This is a genomic window from Flagellimonas taeanensis, assembly GCF_003584105.1.
GTDB lineage: Bacteria > Bacteroidota > Bacteroidia > Flavobacteriales > Flavobacteriaceae > Flagellimonas > Flagellimonas taeanensis.
Map to the genome: position 1 here is coordinate 1 of NZ_QXFO01000011.1, position 12,308 is coordinate 12,308.

Genomic DNA, 12,308 nt, shown 5'->3' on the forward strand with positions numbered 1-12,308 from the left:
GGCTTCCTGCGCTTCTCCCAGGCCAACAGTTTTGAAGTGGTGTATGGAGGAGGGGAATCCAATGTGGCAGTCTCCTTGGCCAATTATGGGGTCCCGGTGGACTTTGTGACCCGTCTCCCGAAGAACGACATCGGGGAATGCGCACTGATGGAGCTGCGCAAGCGCGGTGTGGGCACGGACAAGATCATCCATGGGGGCGACCGATTGGGAATCTATTTTTTGGAGACCGGGGCAGTGAGCCGTGGCAGCAAGGTGGTCTATGACCGGGCACACTCCGCCATGGCGGAGATCGGTCCGGGCATGGTGGACTGGGAAAAGGTGTTCGAAGGTGCCGGATGGTTCCACTGGACGGGGATCACCCCCGCAATATCACAGGGAGCGGCAGATGCCTGTCTGGAGGCCGTGAAGGCGGCCAGCGAGAAAGGGATCACCATCTCGACGGACCTGAACTACCGTGCCAAGCTCTGGAAGTACTGTGACGATGCGAAGCGTGAGCAGATCATGTCGGAATTAACCTCATACTGCGATGTGGTACTGGGCAATGAGGAAGATGCGGAGAAGCACTTTGGCATCAAGCCGGCGGGACTGGACATCACCACCCAGGGCGACCATGTGGAAGCGGCGGCGTTCCTGTCGGTCTGCAAGCAGATGATGGAAAAATTTCCCAGGGCAAAGAAGGTGATCACCACCCTGAGAGGATCCATAAGCGCCTCGCACAACACCTGGGCAGGGGTACTGTACGATGGCAAGAAGATGTACGAGACCCGCCAGTACCAGATCACGGACATCGTGGACCGAGTGGGCGGAGGGGACAGCTTCATGGGCGGCCTCATCTATGGATTGATGGAATACGAGGGGGACGACCAAAAGGCACTCGACTTTGCAGTGGCGGCCTCCTGTCTGAAGCATACCATCAAAGGGGATGCGAACCTGGTGACGGTGGACGAGGTCGAAAAATTGATGGGAGGTGACGCTTCCGGAAGAGTATCCCGATAATCATTGGGTTAGTTTGGTTTTTTTAACTTCCATGGGGCTGGTAAACCAGCCCTATGGCTTTAAAACAGTTTGACAATGGCAACATTTACACGAATACAAGTGGTTCAGGCCATGGAAGAGATAGGGATGATACCCCTGTTCTATACATCCGATGTGGCCTTGGGTAAAAAAGTACTCAAGGCCTGTTACGATGGAGGGGCACGGTTGATGGAGTTCACGGCCCGTGGGGACTTTGCCCACGAGGTGTTCGGGGAGCTCAACACATATGCGCTGAAAGAACTTCCCGGAATGATGATGGGGGTGGGCAGCGTTACGGACGCGGCCTCGGCCTCACTGTACATGGCCCTGGGGGCAAACTTCGTGGTGACCCCGGTGCTCAGGGAGGACATCGCTATCGTGTGCAACCGCAGGAAAGTACTGTGGTCGCCCGGTTGTGGGAGCCTTACCGAGATCGCCAGGGCAGAGGAACTGGGCTGTGAGATCGTAAAGCTCTTCCCTGGATCCGCATATGGCCCTGAGTACGTAAAGGCGATAAAGGCACCGCAGCCCTGGACCCGTATTATGCCCACAGGAGGTGTAACAACCGATAAGGACAATCTTAAGGCATGGTTTGATGCTGGGGTAACCTGTGTTGGCATGGGGTCCAATTTGATAGGAAATGAAGTTTTGATCAGCCGTGATTTTGAGGGTTTGAAAGAACGGGTAAGAAGCACTCTGGAAACAATACAGGCAGCCCGATAATCCCCTGTCGTGTAATTACAAAGGACGATCGAGAGAATAGTGTATCCATAGTTTCTATCGACAAAATCGAAATCAAATAAACATTAGAGGTGTCGATGAGGAATTAAAGTTTCTTTTAGGCCATATTCCCTTTTAAACCAATCAAAACCAACGGATTTTAGACATGAAAAAGGGGAAGAAAGGCCACAATTTTTTTTTGGAGCGATTCAGAGTAGTGCCAAAGGTTTTTTATAAGCTTTTAAAAAAAGAATTGGTAGTAGAATGCCTTATTCAATTCCCATGTGCATATTGCAATCAGCTTGTAATCAATGTTTCATTGAACCTTTCAAGATAAGAGAAGATAAAATAAAGCGGCAAGGATGCTACCAATAACGGGTCCTACTACCGGAACCCAGGAGTAGCCCCAATCACTCCCTTCCTTCTTTTTAATGGGAAGTAGGGTATGTATGATCCTAGGACCGAGGTCGCGTGCGGGATTGATGGCATAACCCGTTGTCCCGCCAAGGGCAAGTCCTATCACAAACACCAAAAGGGACACTGGAACAGCTCCCAAAGATCCCATTCCCATAGGGACTTGGGCATCTCCTTCACCCAAAAGGGGATCACTGAAGTAAAAGATGACAAAAATGAGGGCAAAAGTACCCACAATCTCACTCAATAAATTGGACGGCCAATCCCTAATGGCCGGAGCGGTACAAAAAGTGGCCCTTTTGGCTCCTGCGTCGTCTGTTCTACGATAATGGTTTCGGTACAGGGCCCAAACCATGAAAGCGCCTAACATAGCCCCCAACATTTGGGCCAGGATATAGGAGGGTACCAACTGCCATGAAAATGTACCCGCGATGGCCAAGCCAATGGAAACGGCAGGATTGAGGTGGGCCCCACTATAGGGGCCGGCCACGACCACACCGATAAAAACTGCCAAGGCCCAGCCCGTGGTAATCACGATCCAGCCACTATTGTTTCCTTTGGTATCCTGGAGGACCACATTGGCCACTACACCATTACCCATGAGGATCAGAAAAAAGGTCCCGATGACCTCTGCTACGAATGCTGTCATTTGAATATAGTTTTACTTATTGTTAGACCAGTAACTAGTGGTGTTTATAGCCCTGTGCCATTGCCCGACGTTCTCCTTCACATGGAAGTCGCCATCAGGTTCATATTTAGTTTTTACGTTCCATTGCCTTTTGATCTGTTCCACATCGTCCCACATACCAATTCCCAATCCTGCCAGATAGGCTGCTCCCAATGCCGTAATCTCCGAGGTTTCCGGTTTTACGATACCACATTGCAATACGTCGGATTGAAATTGCATCAAAAAACGATTGGCGGTGGCCCCGCCATCGACCCGAAGTTCCTTGATCTCAATGTCCGCATCTGCTTCCATGGCCTTCAGCACATCATAGGTCTGAAAGGCAATACTTTCCAAGGCCGCACGGGCAATATGGCCCGAAGTGGTCCCTCTTGTTATGCCCACAATGGTTCCACGGGCATGTTGGTCCCAATGGGGTGCCCCCAGCCCAGTAAAGGCAGGAACAAAACTGACGCCACCGTTATCCTCGGTACTGTTTATCAATTCTTCAATCTCTGGAGCAGAATGGATGATGCCCAATCCGTCCCTCAACCATTGCACCACAGCCCCAGCTATAAAGATGCTGCCTTCCAAGGCATATACCACCTCATCCCCTATCTTCCAAGCGAGGGTGGTGAGCAGTTTGTTCTTGGATATAATGGGTTTGTCACCAATGTTCATCAACATGAAACAACCTGTTCCATAGGTATTCTTTACCATCCCGGGTTCGGTGCACATTTGTCCGAACAAGGCGGCATGCTGGTCACCGGCAACCCCTGTTATGGGTATCTTCCTTGAGAATATGGCCCCTGAGGTGGTGGCCAAGGCCCCACTGGAATCGCATACTTCTGGCAACATATTTTTTGGAATACCAAAAAGTTCCAACAACTCATCATCCCATGAAAGGGTGTGGATGTTGTACAAAAGGTATCTTGAGGCATTGGTGCTGTCGGTGATATGCTTTTCACCTTGGGTGAAGTTCCATATCAACCAAGAGTCGATGGTACCAAGGGCCAATTGGCCAGCTTCCGCTTTTTCACGGGCACCTTCTACATGGTCCAGGATCCATTTGACCTTTGTCGCCACAAAATAGGCATCGATTACCAGACCGGTCTTTTCCCTGATCATCGGTTCACGGCCTTGGGCGATCAGTTCATCGCAATAGTCAGATGTCCGTCTATCCTGCCATACAATGGCATTGTATATGGGCTCACCCGTTGTTTTGTCCCAAACGACCGTAGTTTCCCTTTGGTTGGTTATCCCTATGGCGGCCAGGTCCTCTGTTTTGATCTTGGACAGGGAGACCACTTCAGCAGCCACTCCAATTTGTGATGATAGGATTTCATTGGCATCATGTTCCACCCATCCTGGTTTGGGGAATATCTGCCTAAACTCTTTTTGGACTATACTGATGGTCTTCCCATTCTGATCAAAGATCAAAGCCCTAGAACTTGTGGTGCCCTGGTCAAGGGCGAGAATATATTTTGACATGTTTGTTAGTTATTTATGCTCTATTCTATTCAACCTTTTGTAATCTGCCGGAAGCCACGACCTCACCCAGTGTGGGGACCACGAGGTAATTTTTTGCTATACTCTGGAAATCCCGTATTTGTCCATCCGTCCAATCCTTGTCCTTGTCCATTTCTTCGGCCATGATGTTGGCGACCACTGGGGCCAATTTCATGGCTGCCCTAGCATTTAGGAAAAGGATGCGCAATCGGCGGGCCAATATATCGTCGACCGTTCGTGCCATTTCATAGCGGACCGCCCATATCACTTCCGCAGCGGTAAAGGAAAAATCAGGGTGCAGTTGATAATCCAAATCTGGATTCTCTATTTTGAGTTGGGCAATTCCTTTCGCATCGGATCCATAAAAAGACATCGCTTCATCTTCAGCCGGTGCATTGGAATACCCATGTATTTTCAATGCCTTTGTCTGGCACGGACCTGTGGATAAATCACCTATTGTTATAGCTTGGTCCACCGTATCCTCGGCCATTTTCCTGTATGTGGTCCACTTTCCCCCCGTAATGGTGATCAATTGGGAAGCAGAAATCTTGAGTTTGTGGTCCCTGGATATTTCCTTGGTCCCCACTTCCTTGTTTTCAGGGAGCACCAAAGGCCTGAGGCCCACAAAAACACTGAGCACATCTTTTTCCGTCGGCACCTCCTTCAGGTAATCCTTGAGGGTTTCCAAAATGAAGTTTATCTCTTCCTTCAACGGTTTGGGTTCCAATTGGTGGCGATCCAAAGGGGTATCGGTTGTACCGACCAAGAGATATCCGTGCCAAGGGACGGCAAAAAGTACCCTGCCATCTGAAGTAGCGGGTATCATAAGGGCATGTTCACTCTTGAGAAAGGATTGAGGCAATACCAAGTGAATACCTTGACTTACTTTCAATAATGTATTGGCACTTGGGTTGTCCATTTTTAGAATATCGTCCACAAAAACCCCTGTGGCGTTGATGACAACTTTGGCCTGTACGCTATAGGTCTTTCCCGTTTCCACGTTGGTGACCTCTACTCCGGTCACTTTACCCTTTGCATCCTTTATCAGTTGATTGACTTTCATGTAGTTGAGCAAGACACCTCCCTGCTCTATGCTTGTCTGTGCCAAATTGACGGCCAAACGGGCGTCATCGAACTGTCCATCATAATATTGCACGCCCCCATTCAGTTTCTTTGGGTTTAAATTCCTCATTTGTTTGAGCAGGGTATCACGTCTGAGCAACGAAGTGTTTCCCATTCTGAATTTTTGGGCCATCCAATCATAAATCTGCAGCCCTAAACCGTAGAAGTATTTTTCCCACCAACGATAACTAGGGATGATAAAGGACAAAGGACTGACCAGATGTGGAGCATTTTTAAGCATGAGTCCTCTTTCTCGCAGGGCCTCAAAAACCAGTTTGATGTTTCCCTGGGCCAAGTAACGGACCCCCCCATGCGCCAACTTGGTGCTACGACTGGAAGTGCCTTTGGCAAAATCGGACTGTTCAAAGAGTACGGTGTTCAAACCGCGTGAGCTGGCATCGAGTGCCACACCAAGTCCGGTAGCCCCTCCACCTATGATCAGAACATCCCAAATCTGATGCTCTGATTCTATTTTATGCAGTAAATGATCACGATCAAAAAAAGTTTTCTTTGGTTCTTTTTCCATGTATAATTAGAAATAAATCGAAACAAATGTAACACAAAGGCAACTTTAAAATAACATAAATGCAAAAAAAAATGTGTAAACTGTCAATTTGGTATTTGTTTTTATTTTTTTTTGTTACTTTCGTAATCGTTAATGTTGTCTTAAGTTTTTAAAAAACCAACTACTAAAACTAAATTTTAGGAATCCAATGAAAAAAAGTTATGTGTATTTGCTCTTGTGCTGCTTACTCTCCTTATCTGCTTGGTCACAAGATAATGTGATCAGGGGAGTGGTAACCGATCAGGCGGGTGTGCCCCTTCCCGGGGCCTCAATCGTTGAAAAGGGTACATCCAATGGGGTAGTTTCCGATTTTGACGGACAGTTCAATCTAACCCCTTCCAAGAACCAGATTATCCTTGAAATTTCTTATGTCGGCTACAAACACATGGAAATTTCTGCCAGGTCGGGATCCTTTCAGGAAATCACCATGGAAGAGGATGCCAGTGAGCTCGACGAAGTAGTGGTCACTGCACTCAACATAACCCGTGAGGAAAAATCACTGGGATATGCCGTTGCAAAGGTTGAAGGAGATGAAGTCACCAAATCAGTATCGGGAAACTGGATGAATGGTATGTCCGGCAAGGTTCCGGGACTTTTCTTTGCCCAAGCGGGGTCTGGACCCAGCGGCTCCATCCGTGTAACCTTAAGGGGAGACCAGTCATTGAACTATGGCGGCAACGAAGCCCTGATCGTGGTTGATGGTGTACCCATCAGTTCCGGTATGACAGCCACTCGTGCGGTGAGCAATTATGCCCAGGCCGATGCCCCCGTAGATTTTGGTGATGGCTTGAGTGATATCAACCCAGAGGATATAGAGTCCGTATCGGTTTTGAAAGGACCTGCCGCAGCGGCCCTTTATGGATCGCGGGCAGCGAATGGCGCCATCATGATCACGACAAAGTCCGGCAAAAAAGGAAAGGGATTGGGCATTACCATCAATACCACTGTCAGTTTTGAACAGGCCGGATTCTTCCCCGATTTTCAAACGGAATATGGAAATGGTTCTGATATGGGAGAACAGCCTTACTCACTTTGGGAATTGACAGCGGACATGGCTCCCGATGGCGTTGCCACCAATAGGAATTACTCCAGATATACGTTTGGGGAAAGGTTCGACCCAAACAAAATGCGCTACCTATATGCCTCAAAGAACTGGGAGACGGGTACATTTTCCAAGTTGCCTTGGGTGTATCAGGACGATTGGTACACCGGATTGTTCCGTACGGGTGTCACCACCATCAATACCGTAAGTATCAATGGGAACAATGGGGAAGGAACCTCCAGCAGACTCTCCATCACGGATTTCAAAAACGATTGGATCATGCCCAACACCGGGTTCAACCGCCAATCGGCATCCTTGGCGTTCAATACGCCCATCAACGACTGGATTTCTTTGAACTCCAAAGTCAATTACTACCGAAAAAGAAGCGACAACATGCCCGGGGGAGGTTATGACGAATCCAATCCCATGTATGCCCTCATCTGGGGCTTCAACGTGAACAGTATAGACGATTGGAAAAACGAATACTTTGATGGCCGATACAATTTCGTGAATTGGTCAGCACAGGGAGAGAATGGACAAGGTCTGGTATTTCCTTCCGCAAATTCATACAACCCATATCGTACGTTGTACGAAGCCCTTAGTGCTCATGACAAAAACAGGGTATTTGGAAATATTGGATTGAACTTTGATCTAGGAAACGGGTTCTCTTTAGACCTCCGATCAGGTCTGGATTGGTCCACGGAGTTCAGGACCCAACGCAGACCTTTTTATACCACGGATTACCCAAATGGCTTTTATAGGGAACAAACGGTTCGTTATTTGGAGAACAACAACGACTTCATGTTCCGCTATGAAAACAATGATATGGCCGATGGGCGTTTTACGCTTTCTGCTTTTGTGGGCGGAAACAATAGGGTAAACGAATACTACAATAGCAGGATTACCTTGGAGCAGTTGGGTGAGGAAGGGATTTACCATACCACCAACCTCCCTACAGGGGTCAATCCGGACAACTATAATTACAGGAGCAAAAAGGTCGTGAACAGTTTTTATGGCATGTTGTCATTGGGCTGGGATGACACTTATTTTTTAGACGTTACTGCACGTAATGATTGGTCGAGCACCTTGTCCCCGGGCAATTGGTCATTCTTTTATCCTTCTGTGGCGGCAAGTGTCCTTGTTGACAAAGTCCTTGACTTCCAGACCAACGCCCCTTGGATAGATTTCACCAAGTTGCGTTTTTCATGGGCCAACGTAGGTAACGACACCGGGGCCTATTCCTTGACACAGCCCTATGGAAACACATCTTTCCCAGGAGGGTATGTGCTACCCGGTACTATCAGAAATCCATTGATCAAGCCTGAGAACATTGAAAGTTGGGAAGTGGGTCTTGAGGCCAAGTTCTTCAAAAATCGATTGTCCTTTGATATCACAAAATATTATTCCTCAACAACAGACCAGATTGTTTCGGTAAACGTGGATCAAATTACGGGAGCAACGGGCAGGATCATCAATGCCGGGGAAATCACCAATGAAGGTATTGAAATTGCCGCAGGATTTGTTCCGATACGCACCAAGGACTTTGAATGGTCGTTCGATGCCAACTGGTCCAAGAACAACAACACCTTGGTGAGCCTACAAGAAGGTTGGGATCCCGAGGAACCCCTACAGACCGATATGGGCACGACCATTGGCGGAAGGGTCTATGTCTATTCCTATTTGGGTGGGGAAATGCACAATATTTATGGGCGTGGATTTCAAAGAGCGCCCGAAGGAGCCACTTATATCGATGAAAATGGGGAAACGGTCGATGCTTCCGGGATGCACATTGTGAATTCCCAAGGATATCCCGTCTTGGATGAATCCCCCGATCGCGAAATCGCCAAAGTGAACCCGGATTGGAGGGGAGGTATGACACAGCGTTTCAGATATAAAAACCTTTCCCTATCGGCATCGTTTTCTGCGCAGATGGGCGGAAGCGCCTTTTCCGTGACCAATTTTGCACTTTCTTACCAAGGGAAGCTCAAAAACTCCTTGGAAGGTAGGTATGACGGATTGGTGCATGAAGGGGTCAATGTAGTAGAAAACACGGACGGCACTGTTACCTATACCAAGAACACGACGGTAACGGAAAACATCCAAACCTATTACAACGCCTACATCTGGAACAGGAACAATACTGAGATGAACACCTTCAGCACCGACTTCTTGAAGTTGAGGGAACTGCGGTTGGACTATCAGATGCCACGAAAAATAATGGAGAGTACAGGCATATTTCAAGATATGAGCTTCGGGATCTTTGCGACCAATGTGTTTTGTTGGACCGATTTCCCTCAATACGACCCTGAAACAGGAATGTTGAATGGCTCGAACATCATGATGGGTATCGAATCCGTGACCTTCCCGATGACACGTACCTACGGACTTAATGTTAAACTTTCATTCTAATCATAAAGCATGAAAACGTTGAAAAAAATAGCACTTACTATAGGAATCTTGGTACTCACCTGGGCATGTACCGACAATTTTGAAGAAACCAATACAGACCCCAACAGAACCAATGTAGGGGACATACAGGCCAGTGGCATGTTTGAACCTCTTTTGTACAACGGGGCCAATGCCTGGCAGAACTACACTTGGTTCTGGAACAACGAACTCATTCAATTCACTGCCTTTACCGGCGGTACCACCCGTCAGGAGCACCGCTACTTCATCAGTGATGCCAATTGGCAAAGTGTATGGAACTTTTATGCCAGATATGCCAACAATGCCTTGCACATGCACGATTTGAGCATCGAACAGGAAGACCCATCCTTGGAAGCCATTTCCATCACATTGAAAGTGATGTACCTATCCAACCTGACCGATATATTTGGAGATATACCCTATTCCGAGGCCTTTTTGGTTCTTTCCGATGAAGGGGTGATCAAGCCCAAATTTGATTCGCAGGAAGAAGTGTACAGACAAATGTTCGCCGAACTGGAAGAAGCCAACGACATTTATGCCACCAATCCAACCTTCATCAAACCTGCCTTGGATGGTATGTATGGCGGTTCCATGAACCAATGGCGAAAATTCAACAATTCCCTTTACCTACGCCTGCTCAGCCGTGTAAGCGGACGAAGCTCAATGAATTCAGGGAGCAAAATGACCGAGATACTGAACAATCCATCAAAGTATCCTTTCTTTACTTCCAATGATGACAACGCCACTGTTGTTTTCTCCGGAAATGACCCGTACCGAAGTGAATTCAACAACACCAATGAGGGTAGCTTTACCAGTTCAGGAAGAAAGCTTACGGAACAGCTCATAAAAATGACCGTTCTGACCAATGAAAGTGACGAGCAGATCTATGAAGATCCGCGATTGGCGATTTACGGAAAGAAAAATCCGAACACAGACCCCAATCTTCCCTTTGTTTGGAAGGGCACCGTGGCCGGCTGTACCGAATCTGAACAGAGCAATGTGGACAGGGGTACTTCCTGGCTCAACGCGGCCGTTTTCTGCCGTGCCGATGCCCCTGGATTTTTCATGGATTATGCCGAAGTACAGTTCATCTTTGCAGAAGCTGCACTAAAAGGACTAATTCCTGGTGGGGAATCCGCGGCCCGACAATATTATGAAACGGCCGTTGCAGCGTCCATCGAAAAATGGGCGCCCCTGGGGCAGTACAGTGAAACACCTGTGACCATTTCCAGTGAGGACATCACGGCCTTTTTGGCTTCGGACCTAGCGTCATGGGACAGTTGGAGCAATAAGGAAGAGCTGATCGCCAACCAGAAATTCCTTGCCCTGTTCTGGGTGGGAATGGAAGCCTACCATGAATACAGACGCACTGGCTATCCCGAACTCACCATAGGTGATGGGGCCATATACAATGACTTTATATTGCCCACCCGGTTTGCCTATCCGAACACGACCATGGCCACCAATGGCGAAAATGCCCAAGAAGCATTGAACCGCATGGGCGGGGAAAACAATATGAAGACCCCTGTTTGGTGGAGCAAGGAAGCCATTGAACAGTAGAACAAATAGCCAACAAACATTTAGATAAAAATCTCAAGATGATGTATAGTAAAAATAGTATAGTGAAATCGTTCCCGAAGTTGTTTTGGGCATTGGTCGTTTCCTGCTTCGTTGCCGTGTCCTGTGATGACGACAACGGAGGAGAAAGCATGGGCGAACCCTATTTCATGATCGAGGAAGACCCCACCTCCCTTTCCGTGAGCGTGGAAGGCATCAGCCAAAAATATGTGGTGCGTTCCAACAGGGATTGGAAAGTGGTGGCCCAATCCGATAACGATTGGGTAGAAGCATTTCCCAACGAAGGGGACAATGACGGCATATTCAGGTTCAATGTGGACCCCAATGACTCCTTTGAGGGCCGTACCGCCAATTTCGCCTTTGTGGTCGATGGACAAGAGCAGCCCGTTCTGTTCCGTATAGACCAAGAGGCCAACGTACCTTACATCACTATTCTCAATGCTGAGAATGGCATTTCCGTGCCATCGGCAGGTGGTGAGGTGAACATTGCATTGGAAACAAACGTAGAATGGACCTATATATTGGACGATGAAAGTTGGATCACGGGAGTGCAGCAAACAGAAAATGCCTTGGTTCTGGAAGCCGTTAAAAATACTGGGGAAGAGCGGAGCATCACGCTGACCATTCAATCCAACACCAACGGACTTACCGAAGAAGTAGAGATTATACAGTCTGCCGGCAATGTTATCCTGGAAGAAGATTTCAGTTGGCTCACCTACGGCAGTACCATTTTCTACACCACCACAGGCGAAACACGAATGGATAGCTGGACTGAAGAGGAAATGGCTCGTGGCTGGACGAGTACCGAGAACACCTTTACCAGCAACCAAAAAGTGGTCTATGCGCGGCCAGGGTTTGTGAAACTCGGCAAGACCAACTATGGCGGTGACCTCATCTCCCCTCCATTGGCAGCACTTGATGGACCTACCGACGTACAGGTCACCTTCAAGGCCGTTCCGTATGAGACGGCAGGCGGTACCCAAGACGACAATAATCTTGTAGTGGGCGTTGTAGGTCCAGGGACCACCAGCGTTCCCTCTTTCACCATCAGCAATTACCCTGACTATGATGCCGATCCCGATTGTGTCTTGATATGGGAAGACGAGAGCAGCACCTACACTTTCACCATTACAGGGGCCACTGCCGAGACACAACTGCGTTTTCTTGGAGGAGCCTTTGACCTGAATGGTGTAGGGGCAGGCAAGAACAGGATCTTTATCGACGACATCAAAGTAGTAATCATCAACTAGGCA

8 protein-coding genes are annotated in these 12,308 nt (G+C 48.2%); 5 read left to right on the plus strand and 3 right to left on the minus strand.

What is annotated here, in order from left to right; all coding sequences use genetic code 11:
• Both D2V93_RS04790 and D2V93_RS04795 read left to right on the plus strand, forming a co-directional pair.
• A partial coding sequence (locus D2V93_RS04790; protein WP_147377365.1) for a sugar kinase occupies positions 1-996 on the plus strand: 996 nt, incomplete at its 5' end.
• Between the two features lie 75 nt (positions 997-1,071).
• Positions 1,072-1,737 carry a bifunctional 4-hydroxy-2-oxoglutarate aldolase/2-dehydro-3-deoxy-phosphogluconate aldolase gene (locus D2V93_RS04795; RefSeq protein ID WP_119618619.1) on the plus strand — a complete coding sequence of 222 codons (666 nt, stop codon included), beginning with the start codon at positions 1,072-1,074 and terminating at the stop codon, positions 1,735-1,737.
• A gap of 325 nt (positions 1,738-2,062) precedes the next feature.
• Here D2V93_RS04795 and D2V93_RS04800 read toward each other — a convergent pair whose 3' ends face one another.
• From D2V93_RS04800 to D2V93_RS04810, 3 genes are read right to left on the minus strand one after another with little or no spacing between them, the layout of a single operon-like run.
• The gene (locus D2V93_RS04800) at positions 2,063-2,797 is read right to left on the minus strand and encodes an MIP/aquaporin family protein (RefSeq protein ID WP_119618620.1); all 735 of its coding nucleotides are present in this window, start codon (positions 2,795-2,797) and stop codon (positions 2,063-2,065) included.
• 12 nt (positions 2,798-2,809) lie between these two features.
• Complete coding sequence (gene glpK / locus D2V93_RS04805; RefSeq protein ID WP_119618621.1) at positions 2,810-4,303, minus strand: glycerol kinase GlpK; 1,494 nt, start codon at positions 4,301-4,303, stop codon at positions 2,810-2,812.
• Positions 4,304-4,328: 25 nt separating this feature from the next.
• On the minus strand, positions 4,329-5,969 hold the full coding sequence (locus D2V93_RS04810; protein ID WP_119618622.1) for a glycerol-3-phosphate dehydrogenase/oxidase: 1,641 nt from the start codon (positions 5,967-5,969) through the stop codon (positions 4,329-4,331).
• A gap of 187 nt (positions 5,970-6,156) precedes the next feature.
• Here D2V93_RS04810 and D2V93_RS04815 point away from each other — a divergent pair, with 187 nt between their 5' ends.
• From D2V93_RS04815 to D2V93_RS04825, 3 genes are read left to right on the plus strand one after another with little or no spacing between them, the layout of a single operon-like run.
• Positions 6,157-9,459, plus strand: a complete 3,303-nt coding sequence (locus D2V93_RS04815; RefSeq protein WP_119618623.1) for a SusC/RagA family TonB-linked outer membrane protein — start codon at positions 6,157-6,159, stop codon at positions 9,457-9,459.
• A 9-nt stretch (positions 9,460-9,468) separates the two neighbouring features.
• Positions 9,469-11,037: a SusD/RagB family nutrient-binding outer membrane lipoprotein gene (locus tag D2V93_RS04820; RefSeq protein WP_119618624.1), complete on the plus strand. Its 1,569-nt coding sequence runs from the start codon at positions 9,469-9,471 to the stop codon at positions 11,035-11,037.
• A 38-nt stretch (positions 11,038-11,075) separates the two neighbouring features.
• Entirely contained in the window at positions 11,076-12,305 is a 1,230-nt protein-coding gene (locus D2V93_RS04825) for a BACON domain-containing protein (protein ID WP_119618625.1), read from the plus strand.
• The last annotated feature ends 3 nt before the right edge of the window (positions 12,306-12,308 follow it).

Excerpts from the sequence above, each read along its gene's own strand:
- D2V93_RS04795 (WP_119618619.1), top strand. The coding sequence starts at position 1,072 with ATGGCAACATTTACACGAATACAAGTGGTTCAGGCCATGGAAGAGATA.
- glpK (WP_119618621.1), bottom strand. The coding sequence starts at position 4,303 with ATGTCAAAATATATTCTCGCCCTTGACCAGGGCACCACAAGTTCTAGG.
- D2V93_RS04825 (WP_119618625.1), top strand. The coding sequence starts at position 11,076 with ATGATGTATAGTAAAAATAGTATAGTGAAATCGTTCCCGAAGTTGTTT.
- D2V93_RS04810 (WP_119618622.1), bottom strand. The coding sequence starts at position 5,969 with ATGGAAAAAGAACCAAAGAAAACTTTTTTTGATCGTGATCATTTACTG.
- D2V93_RS04820 (WP_119618624.1), top strand. The coding sequence starts at position 9,469 with ATGAAAACGTTGAAAAAAATAGCACTTACTATAGGAATCTTGGTACTC.
- D2V93_RS04800 (WP_119618620.1), bottom strand. The coding sequence starts at position 2,797 with ATGACAGCATTCGTAGCAGAGGTCATCGGGACCTTTTTTCTGATCCTC.
- D2V93_RS04815 (WP_119618623.1), top strand. The coding sequence starts at position 6,157 with ATGAAAAAAAGTTATGTGTATTTGCTCTTGTGCTGCTTACTCTCCTTA.